The 16,936-nt window shown below is 41.3% G+C and carries 15 protein-coding genes, 1 tRNA gene and 1 other RNA gene; 15 read left to right on the top strand and 2 right to left on the bottom strand.

Features of this window, described 5'->3' with window-relative positions; translation table 11 throughout:
- The first annotated feature begins 85 nt into the window (after nucleotides 1-85).
- Nucleotides 86-262: a 30S ribosomal protein S21 gene (gene rpsU, locus ABVF55_RS07435; protein ID WP_000048054.1), complete on the top strand. Its 177-nt coding sequence runs from the start codon at nucleotides 86-88 to the stop codon at nucleotides 260-262.
- A 100-nt stretch (nucleotides 263-362) separates the two neighbouring features.
- Here rpsU and mscL read toward each other — a convergent pair whose 3' ends face one another.
- A complete protein-coding gene (mscL, locus tag ABVF55_RS07430) occupies nucleotides 363-743 on the bottom strand; it encodes a large conductance mechanosensitive channel protein MscL (protein ID WP_414325258.1) in 381 nt (126 codons plus the stop codon).
- 216 nt (nucleotides 744-959) lie between these two features.
- On the opposite strand from mscL, the gene dnaG reads away from it, so the two are divergent.
- From dnaG to ABVF55_RS07360, 14 genes are all read left to right on the top strand, one after another.
- Nucleotides 960-2,738: a DNA primase gene (gene dnaG, locus ABVF55_RS07425; protein WP_445285146.1), complete on the top strand. Its 1,779-nt coding sequence runs from the start codon at nucleotides 960-962 to the stop codon at nucleotides 2,736-2,738.
- A gap of 2 nt (nucleotides 2,739-2,740) precedes the next feature.
- Nucleotides 2,741-3,850, top strand: coding sequence for an RNA polymerase sigma factor RpoD (gene rpoD / locus ABVF55_RS07420; RefSeq protein WP_285308018.1), 1,110 nt, complete (start codon nucleotides 2,741-2,743; stop codon nucleotides 3,848-3,850).
- A gap of 221 nt (nucleotides 3,851-4,071) precedes the next feature.
- Nucleotides 4,072-4,401, top strand: a complete 330-nt coding sequence (locus ABVF55_RS07415; protein WP_004220168.1) for a metal-sulfur cluster assembly factor — start codon at nucleotides 4,072-4,074, stop codon at nucleotides 4,399-4,401.
- A gap of 171 nt (nucleotides 4,402-4,572) precedes the next feature.
- On the top strand, nucleotides 4,573-5,280 hold the full coding sequence (locus tag ABVF55_RS07410) for an ABC transporter ATP-binding protein (protein ID WP_003006546.1): 708 nt from the start codon (nucleotides 4,573-4,575) through the stop codon (nucleotides 5,278-5,280).
- Between the two features lie 9 nt (nucleotides 5,281-5,289).
- The gene (locus ABVF55_RS07405) at nucleotides 5,290-6,084 is read left to right on the top strand and encodes a hypothetical protein (protein WP_303469321.1); all 795 of its coding nucleotides are present in this window, start codon (nucleotides 5,290-5,292) and stop codon (nucleotides 6,082-6,084) included.
- Nucleotides 6,085-6,187: 103 nt separating this feature from the next.
- Nucleotides 6,188-6,536, top strand: a transfer-messenger RNA (tmRNA) gene (gene ssrA, locus ABVF55_RS07400).
- A gap of 10 nt (nucleotides 6,537-6,546) precedes the next feature.
- Nucleotides 6,547-6,634 (top strand) — tRNA-Ser (locus ABVF55_RS07395).
- A gap of 83 nt (nucleotides 6,635-6,717) precedes the next feature.
- On the top strand, nucleotides 6,718-9,819 hold the full coding sequence (locus ABVF55_RS07390) for a DNA polymerase III subunit alpha (protein ID WP_445285145.1): 3,102 nt from the start codon (nucleotides 6,718-6,720) through the stop codon (nucleotides 9,817-9,819).
- An 84-nt stretch (nucleotides 9,820-9,903) separates the two neighbouring features.
- Nucleotides 9,904-10,917, top strand: coding sequence for a 6-phosphofructokinase (pfkA, locus tag ABVF55_RS07385; protein WP_021152956.1), 1,014 nt, complete (start codon nucleotides 9,904-9,906; stop codon nucleotides 10,915-10,917).
- A 69-nt stretch (nucleotides 10,918-10,986) separates the two neighbouring features.
- Nucleotides 10,987-12,492, top strand: a complete 1,506-nt coding sequence (pyk, locus tag ABVF55_RS07380; protein WP_013903352.1) for a pyruvate kinase — start codon at nucleotides 10,987-10,989, stop codon at nucleotides 12,490-12,492.
- 165 nt (nucleotides 12,493-12,657) lie between these two features.
- Nucleotides 12,658-13,218 carry a signal peptidase I gene (gene lepB / locus ABVF55_RS07375; protein ID WP_214255159.1) on the top strand — a complete coding sequence of 187 codons (561 nt, stop codon included), beginning with the start codon at nucleotides 12,658-12,660 and terminating at the stop codon, nucleotides 13,216-13,218.
- A gap of 100 nt (nucleotides 13,219-13,318) precedes the next feature.
- A complete protein-coding gene (locus tag ABVF55_RS07370; protein ID WP_023917742.1) occupies nucleotides 13,319-13,960 on the top strand; it encodes an amino acid ABC transporter permease in 642 nt (213 codons plus the stop codon).
- A gap of 12 nt (nucleotides 13,961-13,972) precedes the next feature.
- Entirely contained in the window at nucleotides 13,973-14,602 is a 630-nt protein-coding gene (locus ABVF55_RS07365) for an amino acid ABC transporter ATP-binding protein (RefSeq protein WP_445285144.1), read from the top strand.
- A gap of 9 nt (nucleotides 14,603-14,611) precedes the next feature.
- Nucleotides 14,612-15,439, top strand: coding sequence for an amino acid ABC transporter substrate-binding protein (locus ABVF55_RS07360; protein ID WP_445285143.1), 828 nt, complete (start codon nucleotides 14,612-14,614; stop codon nucleotides 15,437-15,439).
- 295 nt (nucleotides 15,440-15,734) lie between these two features.
- Here the strand turns inward: ABVF55_RS07360 and ABVF55_RS07355 are convergent, their stop codons facing one another.
- Nucleotides 15,735-16,925, bottom strand: a complete 1,191-nt coding sequence (locus ABVF55_RS07355; protein ID WP_445285142.1) for a cation diffusion facilitator family transporter — start codon at nucleotides 16,923-16,925, stop codon at nucleotides 15,735-15,737.
- Nucleotides 16,926-16,936: the final 11 nt, after the last annotated feature.

The following is a 16,936-nucleotide window of genomic DNA, read 5'->3' as shown; positions in this document are numbered from 1 at the left end:
GCTAGAAAAGTTTCAAAAGATCTTGACAGCGTCCTTAAAGTGTGATAAAATGATTAAGATTTTAGGCTTGAAGGGAGTGAAAAATATGTCAAAAACAGTAGTACGTAAGAATGAATCTCTTGACGATGCTCTTCGTCGTTTCAAACGTGCGGTTACTAAAGCTGGTACTCTTCAAGAAACACGCAAACGTGAATTCTATGAAAAACCTTCTGTAAAACGTAAACGTAAATCAGAAGCAGCTCGTAAACGTAAAAAATTCTAATTGAATACAAGAACAGACTTCGGTCTGTTTTTTGTTTTTATCATCCGTTAAAGACAAAAAAACCGATCTTCTAGCTAGAAGATCGGATCTTTTTATCTGATTATTTGTTTGCAAGCAAGTCGCGGATTTCAGCAAGCAACTCTTCTTGAGTAGGAGCAGCAGCTTCTTCTTCAGCAGCTTCCTCTTTTTTACCAAGGTTTTGAGCTTTCTCTGCAGCTTTCACTACGAAGAAAAGAACAGTACCAACAACAAGGAAGTTGATCACAGCGCTCAAGAAGCTACCGTAAGCAACACCGTTCCATGACAATTGTGCAATATTTTGAACACGAGCAGCTTTCAAAGCTGGGTTCAAAATAAGTGGAGTAATGATATCGTTAACAAATGATGTTACGATAGCTCCAAATGCAGCTCCGATAACGACTGCAACAGCAAGGTCAACAATATTCCCACGAAGGAGAAAATCTTTCAAATCTTTTAACATATCCTAAATATGTCCTTTCATAATAATTTTTTACTATGATAGTATAACGGAAAATAGTTAGACTGACAAGAAATATGCACAATTTTTTTAAAAATTAGTGATAAAGGGTGAAAATCTTTTCTTTTGAGTGTGAAATCGGTAGGAAAAAATTTACTTTTACTAACTTTTAGTATAAAATATAAAGTGATAATCTATGGTAAAATGGAGGCACTGTTTATGGTTGAAAAAGATCTAATTGCAGAGATTAAAAACAGTGTAAACATTGTTGAAGTCATTGGAGAAGTTGTTTCTTTGACCAAGGCTGGTCGTAATTTTTTAGGCCTTTGTCCTTTTCATGGAGAAAAGACTCCGTCCTTTAATGTCGTTGAGGACAAGCAATTTTACCATTGTTTCGGTTGTGGTCGCTCTGGGGATGTCTTTAAATTTATTGAAGACTATCGGGGAGTTGCCTTTATGGATGCAGTCCAGATTGTAGCAGAAAAAGCAGGGATTTCGCTTCAGTATCAGGCAAGGCCGGCTCAATCAACGTCTATCAATCCAAACCAAGAACTTTATGAGATTCATCAGGAAGCTAGTAAGTTTTATCAGGCGATTTTGATGACGACTAAGATGGGGGAAGAAGCGAGAAACTATCTGCATGAACGTGGTCTGACGGATGAGGTCATCCGACATTTTCAATTGGGCTTAGCACCAGCAGAAGGAAATTATCTCTATCGCAATCTATCTGAGAAGTTTTCTGAAAAGGTTATAACGGATTCTGGTTTGTTTACGATTTCAGATGCTGGGACGGTTTTTGATGCCTTTCAGGATCGGATCATGTTTCCCTTGACGGATGATAGTGGACGTGTCATTGCCTTTTCTGGTAGGTTGTGGAAAATGACGGAGGATGGCAGTCATCAAGCCAAGTATAAGAATAGTCGTAGTACCCGACTATTTAATAAAAGCTATGAACTCTATCATTTGGATCAAGCCAAGGCGAGTGCCAAAAAGCAACATGAAATGTATATCATGGAAGGCTTTATGGATGTCATTGCGGCTTATCGAGCTGGGATTGAAAATGCAGTCGCCTCTATGGGGACAGCCTTGACACCAGAGCATGTCCAGCACTTGTCTCGTTTTGCTAAAAAAGTGATTCTGACCTATGATGGGGACAAGGCTGGACTTGAAGCGACAGCTAAGGCCTTGGAGGTTTTGCAGGATCTGGAACTAGAGATTGTCCGTATTCCGGATCAGATGGACCCAGATGAGTATCTTAAAAAGACTTCCCCTGAAGATCTAGCAGGCCTCTTAAAGAATTCTCGGATCAGTAAGGTTGAATTCTTGATGCACTACTGGAAACCCCAGTATATTGAGAACTTGCAGGCGCAAATTGAGTTTGTCGAAAAGTTGGCACCGATGATCGCCCAGACCCGCTCCATTACCGCGCAAAATACCTACATTTACAAACTGGCTGATTTATTACCAGACTTTGATTATTTGCAGATTGAGCAGATTGTGAATAATAGTCGCTTGCATCAACGGCAAGAGGCTCAAACGAGTGGGTGCGCAAAAACGTCGAATTTTTCAGTAGATCTCTTGCCGAATCGTGGGATGACGCGCTTGATCAAGGCAGAAAATCATCTGTTGAGTAGGATGAAGGATTTTCCCATGGTGCTGAATGATTATCGATTACGACCAGATTTTTCCTTTGATACACCCGAGCTTCAGATCTTGTATCAATTACTCTGTCAAAATGGGGAAGTTACTTCGCAGGATTTGTCCGAGCAAACTGAAGGGGTTCAGCATGCCTGGTACCGCATGTTAGAAGAAGATTTACCAGAAGAGATAGCGGATGGTGAACTCGAAGAAGTAGAAGCGACAAGAAGTCGTGAGCTCCTTCGCAAAGAAAGTCAACAAATTGGAAATAAAGTGAAAGAAGCTTCCTCAACTGGGGATGCGGAAACAGCTTTATTGGAACTCGAGCGTTTGATCGCTCAAAAAAGAAGAATGGAGTAGGAATGGCTAAAGAACAAAAAGATATTACAACATTGGATGTTCAAATTGCAGAATTTATTCGTAGCCACAAGCAAAGCGGAACTGCAACAGATGATGAAATTAATGACAAGTTGGTTATTCCTTTCACACTGGATGCCGACGGTATTGAAGATCTTTTGCAACGGATTCAGGATGCAGGGATTTCAATCACAGATAAGGATGGAAATCCAAGTGCCCGTGTCTTAAACAACGAAGAAGAACCAGAATTGTCAGATGAGGAATTGCTTGGAAGTAACTCTGCCAAGGTCAATGACCCTGTGCGGATGTATTTGAAAGAAATTGGGGTCGTTCCTCTTTTGACCAATGAAGAGGAGCAAGAATTGGCCATCTTGGTAGAACAAGGAGACTTGGAAGCTAAGCAACGTTTGGCAGAAGCCAACCTTCGTTTGGTTGTTTCCATTGCGAAACGTTACGTAGGTCGTGGAATGCAATTTTTGGATTTGATCCAAGAAGGAAATATGGGCTTGATGAAGGCCGTTGATAAGTTTGACTATACCAAAGGGTTCAAGTTCTCTACCTATGCGACTTGGTGGATCCGTCAGGCTATCACTCGTGCCATTGCAGACCAAGCCCGTACTATTCGAATTCCTGTCCACATGGTGGAAACCATTAACAAGTTGGTTCGTGAGCAACGCAATCTCTTGCAAGAATTGGGACAAGATCCTACACCTGAACAAATTGCTGAACGCATGGATATGACGCCTGATAAGGTGCGTGAAATCTTGAAAATTGCCCAAGAACCTGTTTCTTTGGAAACACCAATTGGGGAAGAAGACGATAGCCATTTGGGAGATTTCATCGAAGACGAAGTAATTGAAAATCCAGTGGACTACACCACTCGGGTAGTACTACGTGAACAATTGGATGAAGTCCTTGATACCCTTACCGACCGGGAAGAAAACGTCTTGCGCCTTCGTTTCGGTTTGGATGATGGAAAAATGCGGACCTTGGAAGATGTGGGCAAAGTCTTTAACGTGACCCGTGAGCGGATCCGTCAGATTGAAGCCAAAGCCCTTCGCAAACTCCGCCACCCAAGCAGAAGCAAACCATTGCGTGACTTTATAGAGGATTAAAAAGGTCCGGGGGACCTTTTTAACGGTCGCCTAGAAATGAAGAAGCGACCCAGGTCCGGGGGACCTTTTTAACGGTCGCCTAGAAATGAAGAAGCGACCCAGGTCCGGGGGACCTTTTTAACGGTCGCCTAGAAATGAAGAAGCGACCCAGGTCCGGGGGACCTTTTTAACCCGAGCCAAGAAATTCTATCAAGAGTAAAATAGTAAAAAAAGGAAGTCATATGGCATATACAACTGAGCAAATTGAAGAAATTAAAAATAAAATCTTAAATGCTTTGGAAGAGGTAATCGATCCTGAGCTTGGGATTGATATTGTCAATTTAGGTCTTGTCTACGAGATCCATTTTGACGGTGAAACTGGAGCAACCATCATTGATATGACCCTAACGACCATGGGATGTCCATTAGCGGATCTTCTGACAGATCAGATTCATGATGTTTTAGCAGAAGTAGAAGAAGTGACATCTGTAGATGTGAAGTTGGTCTGGTACCCTGCTTGGACGGTTGAAAAGATGAGCCGCTATGCACGGATCGCACTTGGAATTAGTTAAAAATTCTATTCATCAAAACACATCAGAGGTTGGGGCTTCCCTAACCTCTGATTTGTTTATCCCTGTTTTTTTGAACAAGCATTTACAAATTCTTAGCAAATTTTCAGATAAAGTTGCAATCATCAAGAGGACAAGGTATAATAGCATAAATAGAAAATAAAGGAGATTTACATGAATCAGTATCCTTTGGTCTACTTGGACCATGTAACAAAGAATTATGGGCATGAAGTTGCTCTCATGGATGTTAGTTTGAACATCCAACCTGGCCGTATTATTGGCCTTTTGGGGCCTAATGGTAGCGGGAAAACAACCATCATTAAATTGATTAATGGTTTATTGCAACCAAGCCTTGGAAATATCTATATTCATGGGCAATTACCATCCCCAGCTTCTAAAAAAGTTGTTTCCTATTTGCCAGATACGACTTATCTGAATGAAAATATGAAAATTAGTGATGCTATTAGCTATTTCCAAGATTTTTATGCAGATTTTAATGTCCAACGAGCTTACCAATTGCTCAACGATTTGCATTTGCATCCAAATCAAAAATTGAATAGCCTTTCAAAAGGGAACAAGGAAAAGGTACAATTGATTTTGGTGATGAGTCGTGAAGCTGACTTGTATGTCCTTGATGAACCAATCGGTGGGGTCGACCCAGCAGCGCGTGATTATATTTTGCGGACCATTATTCAAAACAGACGTCCAAATTCTTCTGTCTTGATTTCTACTCACTTGATTGCGGATATTGAGCAAGTTTTGGATGAAGCGATTTTCATCAACCAAGGAAGAATCCTCTTGCATGAAAATACGACTGTTTTGCGTAATCAACACGGAAAATCAATCGATGAGATCTTCCGTGATCAATTCCGTGTTTATTAGGAGGAACCCATGTTTGGTAAATTATTAAAATATGAATTTAAATCGACAGCTAAGTGGTATTTATTGATCACCCTGATCGCACTAGGTTTGTCAGTGATTACAGGTGTTATCGGTGGAAGTGCTACAAACGGTTTTGTGAATATGGAAACCAATAGTATGCAAATCATAACAGGGACTCTTGGGATTCTCATTTTTGGAGGAGTCATTGGTCTTTATCTTAGCAACTACTATATTATTATCCGTCGTTTCTATTCCAACTTATACGGACGTGAAGGTTACTTGACCTGGACCCTTCCAGCTAGCCCGCATGCGATCATTTTGTCTAAATTTGTGGGAGCTTTAGTAGCGAGTCTTTACTGCCTATTCCTTCTATTTTTGAGTGGTTTTATCACAATTATTGTGATGGGTGCTGTCATTGGACAAGACCTCTCTCCTGTATTTAGTATTATTGCTGAGGCTTTTAGTCATTCTATTGCTTATTGGATTATCGTTTGGTGGATTTTTACCACAGCTTCAGGAATTTTACTATTTTATGTATCGATCGCACTTGGCCAACTCTTCCAAAATCGTCGTGGATTTAAGGCTATTCTGTTTTTCTTTCTTTTGTGCATTGTTTTAAGTATCATTGGTACAGCAGTCAACCCATTAAAAGATTCATATGCTGTCGGCTATGCATTGGTTTATGGAAATATTGATGATTTTGGACCTAACTTCATCCCAGGCCTCATCTATGAAGTCATCAAGATTGTTTCTATGTACTTCACCATTCACTATATCAGCAAGTATAAGTTGAATCTTCAATAAAAACAGTTAATTGAACAAGGAGCTCCCCAGTGGAAGCCTTCTTGTTCAATTTTTTTCTTTTGCATTTTTAGCTACATTTTGATATACTAATTGTATTCGTTTTGGGGTCGTTACGGATTCGACAGGCATTATGAGGCATATTTTGCAACTCATCTAGCGGATGTAAAACGCCAGTTAAATATAACTGCAAAAAATAATAATTCTTACGCTTTAGCTGCCTAAACACCAGCAGGCGTGACCCGATTCGAATCGCTCGTGTTTGATGACAGGTCTTAATTTTAGCGAGATACGATCTAGCTTTGTCTAGGAGTTAGATAAGAGATTGATAGACTCGCAGGTACAGGGCTTGAGTTATGTGTCGTGTAGCTGTTAAAATAAGACATAACCTATGGTTGTAGACAAATATGCTGGCAGGTGTTTGGACGTGGGTTCGACTCCCACCGGCTCCATATTTTTATTCATGGAAGATTACTCAAGAGGCTTAAGAGGCCGTGTTGGAAACGCGGTAGGCGTGTAAAAGCGTGCGTGGGTTCGAATCCCATGTCTTCCGTTGTTGAGACATCATTGTGTAGCAGTGGTGTTTTTTTGTACAAAAAAGAGTCCCAAAAATAGACAAGTGAGGGAGGAGAAAAAGTGATTGCACAGCTAGATACCAAATCAGTCTATACTTTTATGGAAAGCCTTGTGACCATAAAAGACTATGTCCAAGTGGCTAAAAGTATGGGGTATGACGCATTGGGAATCATGGATGTAGATAATTTATATGGTGCTTATGAATTTATCGAAGCCTGTCAGGCCCAAAAACTCAGCCCCTTGGTAGGTTTAGAAATTGGACTAGAGGTAGACAATGAAACAATTCCGTTTCGGATGATGGCCTTGTCAACGAAGGGCTACCAGAATCTGATGAAGATGTCGACCGTCAAAATGATGGGGAAGAGCAATTGGGAGGATGTGAAGCACCTAACAGAAGGAGTAGCAGTCATTGTCCCAGCGCCTTTTGCTAGTGGAGACTTGCCACTTGGTCTAGATTACTTCATCGGAGTTTTTGCGGATACGCCGGTCCAAGAGTTTAGCCACCCTGTGCTCCCTCTTCATACCGTTCGATTTTTTGAGGCTGGGGATGTGGAAGCCATGCAGATGCTGGCAGCCATCAAGGACAATCAAAGCTTGACAGAAACAGGGCCAATTGATTCTACAACAGTCCTAAAAACTCCTCAGGATTTAAAGAATGATTTTGCAGAGCGATTTCCGCAAGCTATCACAAATCTGGAAAACCTTGTCCAAGGGATTCAATATGATATTGATACCCAGTTGAAATTGCCTCGCTTCAATCCCCAGAAACCAGCTGTTGAGGAACTAAGAGAATTAGCCCAAGCGGGTCTCCTTCGAAAGAACTTGACCAGTCCGGTCTATCAAGAACGTCTGGAGCATGAATTAGACATTATTCACCAAATGGGCTTTGATGATTATTTCTTGATTGTCTGGGACCTTCTTCGTTTCGGACGGAGTCAAGGCTATTATATGGGAATGGGACGTGGGTCTGCTGTAGGCTCACTGGTAGCCTATTCCCTAGGGATTACAGGGATTGATCCTGTGGAGAAGAACCTCCTCTTTGAGCGCTTTTTAAATGTGGAGCGCTACACCATGCCGGATATTGATATTGATATTCCTGATATCTATCGTCCAGAATTTATCCGCTATGTGCGAGACCGTTACGGGAGTTACCATGCAGCTCAGATCGTGACCTTTTCAACCTTTGGGGCCAAACAAGCCATTCGAGATGTCTTCAAACGTTTTGGGGTACCTGAGTATGAATTGACCTCCATTACCAAGCGGATTGGCTTTAGGGATACACTGACGACAGCTTATGAACAGAATCTAGCTTTTCGACAAGTGATTCATAGCCGAGCAGAATTTGAGCGTGGCTTTGAAATTGCTAAAAGAATTGAAGGCCAACCAAGGCAGACCTCTATCCATGCGGCTGGGGTTGTGATGAGTGACCAGGATTTGACGGATCACATTCCTCTCAAGTATGGAGAAGACATGTTTGTCACCCAGTATGATGCTCATGCGGTTGAAGCCAATGGTCTGTTGAAGATGGACTTTTTGGGTCTGCGAAATTTAACCTTTGTTCAGAAAATGAAGGAAGCCGTCTATGAAAAGTACCAAGAAGAGATCGTGATTGAAGCCATTGATTTAGAAGATCCAGAAACCTTGGCCTTGTTTGCTGCTGGGGATACCAAGGGGATTTTCCAATTTGAACAGGCTGGAGCCATTCGCCTCTTGAGACGAGTGAGACCCAATCATTTCGAAGAAGTGGTAGCGACCACCTCTCTCAATCGTCCAGGGGCTAGTGATTACATTGATAATTTCGTCAAAAGAAAGCACGGCCAAGAAAAAGTTGAGATTCTAGATCCAGCTATTGAAGAAATCTTAAGGCCCACTTATGGGATCATGCTCTACCAAGAGCAGGTCATGCAGGTTGCCCAGCGTTTTGCAGGTTTTAGCCTGGGAAAAGCCGATATTTTACGTCGGGCTATGGGCAAAAAAAATGCAGCTGAAATGCACAAGATGGAAGACGATTTTGTCGCAGGTGCTCTTAAACTTGGACATACGGAAGAAAAAGCCAAAGAGGTCTTTGCGATCATGGAAAAATTCGCAGGCTATGGGTTTAACCGTTCCCATGCCTATGCCTATTCTGCCTTGGCCTTTCAGATGGCCTATTTCAAGGTCCATTATCCAGATGTTTTCTTTGATGTCATGCTCAATTATTCGAGCAGCGATTATCTAGCAGATGCTCTCCAGTTTGATTTTAAAGTCGCGCCATTATCCATCAATACCATCCCTTACAGGGATAAGTTCCAGGATCGGAAAATCTACTTGGGCATGAAAAATATCAAGGGACTCCCAAGAGATTTAGCGTATTGGATCATTGATAATCGTCCCTTTGAAAGTGTCGAAGATTTTATTTTACGCCTACCCAATCAGTATCATAAATTACCTCTGTTAACACCTTTAGTGGAGCTTGGATTGTTTGATATTTTTGAAAAAAATAGGCGCAAGGTGCTTCACAATTTGCCGAATTTGTTTGTATTTGCTGATGAGCTAGGTAGTTTATTTGCAGATTCTAACTATTCCTGGACAGAAGCAGAGGACTTTAGCCAGGCTGAAAAATATGATAAGGAAGAGGCTATTATTGGCATCGGGCTCAGTACCCACCCATTGGTTGCAATTGGACAAACGAGTCCCTACGAGATCCAACCAATTTCTCAACTGATACAAGGAGAGCAGGCACGCATTCTCATTGAGGTACAAAACATTCGAACCATTCGAACCAAGTCGGGCGACCTCATGGCTTTCTTACAAGTCAGTGATACTAAGAAAAAATTGGATGTGACCCTTTTTCCTGAAACCTACAATCGATTTTCTTCCTTGATAAAAGAAGATGGCTTTTATTACTTGACAGGGAAGATACAAGAGCGTGATGGGCGCTTGCAGATGATTCTAGCAGAGGCACAACTAGCGACCAATGAAAAGTTCTGGATCCAGTTGCTCGATCATCGTCAGGATAAAACGATTCTTTCTATCTTGAAAAAATATCCGGGCCCATATCCTGTGATATTACGCTATGAAGACGAGAAAAAAACTCTTCAATTGAAGGGCTATACCGTCCAGAAAAACAAAGAATTGGAAGATGAATTAAAGAATCTCGTTATGAAAACGATTTATCGGTAAAAACTGCGAAAAATACGAGAATTTTAGTCTTCTTTGTGTTATAATTACGTAGAATGTAAAAGAAAAAAAGGAGCAAACAACGAAATGAAACGTATTGCTGTTTTAACTAGTGGTGGAGATGCCCCTGGTATGAATGCTGCCATCCGTGCAGTTGTTCGTCAAGCAATTTCAGAAGGAATGGAAGTTTTCGGTATCTATGATGGATATGCGGGAATGGTTGCTGGTAAAATTCAGCCCCTTGACGCCTCATCTGTTGGAGATATTATTTCCCGTGGTGGTACCTTCCTTCATTCAGCTCGTTACCCTGAATTCGCACAACGCGAAGGTCAATTAAAAGGGATCGAGCAATTGAAGAAACACGGGATCGAAGGTGTTGTCGTTATTGGTGGAGATGGTTCTTACCATGGTGCGATGCGCTTGACTGAGCTTGGATTCCCAGCTGTGGGTCTTCCTGGTACGATCGACAACGATATCGTCGGAACTGACTTTACAATTGGTTTTGATACGGCAGTCACAACTGCAATGGACGCGATCGATAAGATCCGTGATACTTCATCTAGTCACCACCGTACTTTCGTTATCGAAGTGATGGGACGTAACGCTGGAGATATCGCTCTTTGGGCAGGGATTGCATCTGGTGCAGATGAAATCATCATCCCTGAAGAAGGATTCAAGATCGAAGATGTTGTTGAGAGCATCAAAGAAGGTTACGCAAAAGGTCGTACCCACAACATCATCATCTTGGCTGAAGGCGTGATGTCTGCAGATGAATTTGGTAAAGCTTTGAAAGAAGCTGGTGATGAAAGTGACCTTCGTGTGACTGAGCTTGGCCACATCCAACGTGGTGGTTCACCTACTGCGCGTGACCGTGTTCTTGCTTCACGTATGGGAGCACACGCTGTTAAATTGTTGAAACAAGGAATCGGTGGTGTAGCCGTTGGTATCCGTAATGAAAAAATGGTTGAAAACCCAATCCTTGGTAAAGCAGAAGAAGGAGCCCTCTTTAGCTTGACAGAAGATGGTAAGATTGTGGTAAACAATCCACATAAAGCTGATCTTGGTCTTGCCGAGTTGAACCGTAGCTTGTCTTCAATCTAATTTTATTTCATTAATTCGTTAACCTTGTCTTAAAAAGACAGATATATTAAAAAAGGAGTCATATATATCATGAACAAACGTGTAAAAATCGTTGCAACTTTAGGTCCTGCGGTAGAAATCCGTGGCGGTAAAAAATTCGGTGAAGATGGATACTGGGCTGAAAAACTTGACGTTGAAGCTTCAGCACAAAACATTGCTAAATTGATCGAAGCTGGCGCTAACACTTTCCGTTTCAACTTCTCACACGGTGACCACCAAGAACAAGGTGAACGTATGGCGACTGTTAAACGTGCAGAAGAAATCGCTGGTAAAAAAGTTGGTTACCTTCTTGATACAAAAGGTCCTGAAATCCGTACTGAATTGTTCGAAGGCGAAGCTAAAGAATATTCATACAAGACTGGTGAACGTATCCGCGTTGCTACAAAACAAGGTATCAAATCAACTCGTGAAGTGATTGCTTTGAACGTTGCTGGTGCGCTTGATATCTTTGATGATGTTGAAGTTGGACACCAAGTATTGGTTGATGATGGTAAATTGGGTCTTCGCGTTGTAGAAAAAGACGCTGCAAAACGTGAATTCGTTGTTGAAGTTGAAAACGATGGTATCATCGCTAAACAAAAAGGTGTCAACATCCCTAATACGAAGATTCCTTTCCCAGCCCTTGCTGAACGCGATAACGACGATATCCGCTTCGGTTTGGAACAAGGTATCAACTTCATCGCGATCTCATTTGTACGTACTGCAAAAGACGTTCAAGAAGTTCGTGCTATCTGTGAAGAAACTGGTAACAGCCACGTTCAATTGTTTGCGAAAATCGAAAACCAACAAGGTATCGAAAACTTGGATGAAATCATCGAAGTTACTGATGGTATCATGATCGCTCGTGGTGACATGGGTATCGAAGTACCATTTGAAATGGTTCCAGTTTACCAAAAAATGATTACTTCTAAAGTAAATGCTGCTGGTAAAGTTGTTATTACTGCAACAAACATGCTTGAAACAATGACTGAAAAACCACGTGCTACTCGTTCAGAAGTATCTGACGTCTTCAACGCAGTTATCGATGGTACTGATGCTACAATGCTTTCAGGTGAGTCAGCAAACGGTAAATACCCACTTGAATCTGTAGCTACAATGGCGAAAATCGACATGAACGCTCAAACACTTTTGAAAGAATATGGTCGTTTGAACCCAGCTTCATTCGAACGTAACTCTAAGACAGAAGTTATGGCTTCAGCTGTTAAAGATGCTACAAACTCAATGGATATCAAATTGGTTGTAACATTGACTAAGACAGGTCACACTGCACGTTTGATCTCTAAATACCGTCCAGATGCTGATATCTTGGCATTGACATTTGACGAATTGACTGAACGTGGATTGATGTTGAACTGGGGTGTTATCCCAATGTTGACAGATGCTCCTTCATCAACTGATGACATGTTCGAAATTGCTGAACGTAAAGCAGTTGAAGCTGGTCTTGTTAAATCTGGTGATGATATCGTTATCGTTGCTGGTGTACCAGTTGGAGAAGCTGTTCGTACAAACACAATGCGTATCCGTACAGTACGTTAATAGACAATTATATCTGAAAGCCTTGCTGGTTGGTCCGAAAGGATTGACCGCGAGGTTTTTCTTTTTCTAGTTTAGTGTGTTGACAAGAATTCTCACTAATGCTTACTTTCCCTTTTTTAAAGATCAAAAACATGGTATAATAAATAAAAAGGAAGGGAGACATACATGCCAAGGAGAGATTTAATTAGAAATGTCATCATTGTTGCTGTACTGGTTTTAGCACTGATTTTGCTTCGAATCTTTGTATTTCATCCATTTAGTATCAATGATAAAATGGCCAATGCTTCTGTGAAAACTGGAGATCTTGTGGTAGCGACTAGAAATGCTCAGGTAGATCGCAGTGATTTGGTCTTATACAAGGTTGGTGGAAAAGAGTACCTTGGACGTGTCATTGCCAAAGAAAACGATGAAGTCAGCTACGTAGATGATGTCCTCTATTTGAATGGACAGGCAACACCAGAACCTTACCTGAATAAAATGCTCAACAAACACCTAGCTGCTCCTACGAGTAATGGGTATTATACGGATGATTTCTTCTTATCAGAGTTAAAAGGGACCAAGGCTGGTCGTGTACCATCGGATACTTATCTGGTCTTAAATGATAACCGTGGGGATACAGAAGATAGTCGTGAGTTTGGTTATATTCATAAAAATCAGATCGAAGGAGTCGTGAATCTGCGTCTCTATCCTCTTAATAAATTTGGATTTATAAAAGTAGAAGAATAGCCGAAAGGCTATTTTTTTTTATAAATATCATGATGAACTAGTTATTTTCCCATTTTTGTGGTAAGATGTTCATTAAATATTTTTTTAGGAGGAGAATGCTATGCAGTATGCGTTGGAAATTTTACCAAGTTTGTTAAAGGGAGCAAGCCTCACCTTGCAAGTGTTTGCTTTCGTATTGATTTTATCGATTCCATTAGGAATCGTCGTTGCTTTTTTGCTTCAATTGCGCTCAAAGATCCTGCATGGACTCCTAACAATTTATATCTGGATCATGCGAGGGACCCCTCTTTTGCTTCAGTTGATCTTTATTTATTACGTCCTTCCAAGTATTGGGATTCGGATTGATCGCTTGCCTGCGGCTATTACAGCCTTCACCCTCAATTATGCAGCCTATTTTGCGGAAATCTTCCGTGGAGGAATTGTCGCAATTCCGACAGGTCAGTATGAGGCGGCCAAGGTCTTAAAATTGAGTTCATGGCAGACAATTCGCTATATCATTTTACCTCAGGTGGTGAAGATCGTTCTTCCAAGTGTCTTCAATGAAGTCATGTCCTTGATTAAAGACACCTCCTTGGTCTATGCTCTGGGAATTAGTGATTTGATCCTCGCTAGTCGGACGGCGGCCAATCGTGATGCCAGTCTTGCACCCATGTTTTTAGCGGGGGCTATTTATTTAATCCTCATTGGGATCGTGACCATCATTGCTAAGCGAGTTGAAAAGAACTTTTCATATTATAAATAGGAGGAGAAGTATATGTTAGAATTAAAACAAATTTCGAAACGGTTTGGGGATAAGCAGATCTTATCAGATTTCAATCTTCTCGTTCCTGAAAAACAAATCGTCGCCATTGTTGGTCCTTCTTGGGGAGGAAAGACTACTTTGCTTCGCATGCTAGCTGGTCTTGAAACCATTGATTCTGGTCAGATCATCTACAATGGTGAAAACTTGCCTCTGGATGCCTTAGAAAAACGAAATCTTCTCGGTTTTGTCTTTCAAGATTTTCAATTATTTCCACATTTATCGGTCATGGAAAACCTGATCTTGTCTCCTATTAAGACCATGAATGTGACTAAGGAAGAAGCGAGTAAAAAAGCCATGAGCTTACTGGAGCGTTTGGGACTCGAACAACATGCGGATGCTTATCCTTTCTCTCTATCTGGTGGTCAGAAGCAACGGGTGGCATTGGCTCGTGCTATGATGATCGATCCAGAAATTATTGGCTATGATGAGCCGACTTCGGCTTTGGATCCAGAATTGCGATTAGAAGTTGAGAAGTTAATCTTGCAAAACCGTGAACTGGGGATGACTCAGATCGTTGTTACCCATGATATTCCATTTGCAGAAGCGATTGCGGATATTCTTCTCAAGGTTGAGCCTAAATAGGAGGAGAGGATGAAACGAGTAATACCATGGCTGCTAGGTGTCCTTAGTCTCGCTCTTCTGACTGCCTGTGGACAGACAGTGAGTGATCCTAAAGTGGACAACTGGCAAAAATACCAAAAAGAGCAGTCCATCACGATTGGTTTTGATAATACTTTCGTTCCCATGGGCTTTGAGCAAAAAGATGGGAGCTACGCTGATTTTGACATTGATTTGGCCAATCAAGTCTTTGAATCTTATGGGATTCATGTCAACTGGCAACCCATTGATTGGGATATGAAAGAAACGGAACTGAAAAATGGGACCATTGATGCCATCTGGAATGGCTATTCGGCAACAGATGAACGTCGGGAAAGTGTTGCTTTTACCAAGCCCTATATGAAAAATGAACAAGTCTTGGTCACTAAGAAAGCCTCTGGGATCCAATCAGTCGATGGGATGAAAGAGAAACGATTAGGTGCCCAGACCGGATCTTCCGGCTATATGGATTTTGAAGCCAATCCAAAAATCTTAAAAAATAAGGTTAAAAATCAAAAGGCTACCCAATACCAGAGTTTCAATGAGGCGCTGATCGATCTTCAGAATGATCGGATCGATGCCCTCTTAATCGACCGTGTCTATGCCAACTATTATCTACAAACAGAAGGAATTTTAAAAGACTACAATGTCTTTCCTGTCGGTTTTGAGACAGAATCCTTTGCGGTAGGGGTGCGCAAGGCGGATAAAACCTTGAAGAAAAAAATTGATGAAGCTTTCGTAAAACTCTATCAAAAGGGCCAATTCCAAAAGATCTCTAAGAAGTGGTTCGGAACGGATGTAGCGACAGATGACATCAAGTAAAAAAAGCTAGGAAATCATTCCTAGCTTTAGATTAAAGACAAAGTTATCTTAAAAACTTTCCTTAGGTGAGTACGGACGTCAGCGAACTTCTACGAAGTTCCATGACTTAGTTTTGAACCTAAGGTTTCAAAACTCCCGAGTGCTAGAAACATCACTGTTTCTAGCACTTTTCTCACAGCGGAAAGTTTTGGTATACTTTTGATTCATTTTAAAAAATAGAAAATTTTTGGAGAATCAATTAACTTTTTTATAAGGTTTGGATACTCTCTCAAGCTAGGAAATACTTCCTAGCTTTCTAGTCTGTTTTATTAGTAATTTGATGGAAAATCTTTTGCCAAGTTTCGTGGCGACGCCAGAGACTGGTATGGATTTGACCGTCTAGTTCATAACGGATAAGTTTGGTTTTTTGGCTGATGGACTCTAGTTCAAAGTTTTGGAATTGAACTTGGTCACTTGCGAGAGCCTCTATTAATTCTACCTTGTGGTGTTCGTGACCGGTATCGTCAATCAAGGTATAATTATCTGCTAACAGTGTATCAAATTCTTGCTTAGCATAGAGGCGTTTTTCATAGGTTAAGAGTTTCTTTTCAACGTTTTCGATCAGCTCATCCTCAGGAATTGAGCTAGGTTCCACATGGACGTCAATGTCAAAGACTCCAAACTCATCTTTCAGGAGATCCTCAACTTCTTCTGTGATCGCATGGCTTTCATAGACGGAAAGATCGGGATTCATTTCCAAGACAACGTCCAGATAGATATTGCTTCCGTAGGTCCGTCCGCGTTGAGATTTCACACGCGCAATCTTAGGTAGTTTTAAAATAGCTTTTTCGTAATCTTCGAGGAGGCTATCATCAAAGCCGTCTGAAAGACTAAAGGAAGATTCCATAAAAATATCGTAGGCTGTTTTGAGGATAAAGAAGGTGATGATGATGGCTACGATTTTATCGACAATTGGATAGTTAAAAGCACTAGCAGCGATCGCGATCGACGTTCCAAGAGATGTGACGACGTCTGAAAGATTGTCTTTTGCGGCTGCTTTTAAGGCTTTTGATTTGGCTCGTTTGGCTAAGCGAAGATTGTAGAAATAAACGCCTAGCATGACAAGGGCTGATACCACTCCGACACCAGCACCGAGTGGATCAATGCTAACTGTTTCATTGCTGAAGATCTTTTGGAGGGTATCGCGTAAGACATCAAAACCGACATAAAACATAATGATTGAGGTGACTAGACTAGCTAGATCCTCAATTTTCCAGTGACCAAACTTGTGATCACGGTCAGCTGGTTGACGAGCGAGACGAATCCCGATGAGCAGGGCGACATTGCTGATAATATCTGATAAGTTGTTAAATCCATCGGCTACCAAACTAGAGGAGTGAAGCAGATGGCCAGTAGCTAATTTTGCTGAAGAAAGTAGTAAATAGGCTAAAATACTGATGATGGCACCACGTTCTGCCAGTTTTAAGTTACTGTATGGTTTTTCCAAAATTTCCTCCT

Source organism: Streptococcus sp. KHUD_012, from assembly GCF_052588255.1.
The sequence above is the reverse complement of the archived record's forward strand: the minus strand, read 5'-3'. Positions and strand labels throughout refer to the sequence as shown.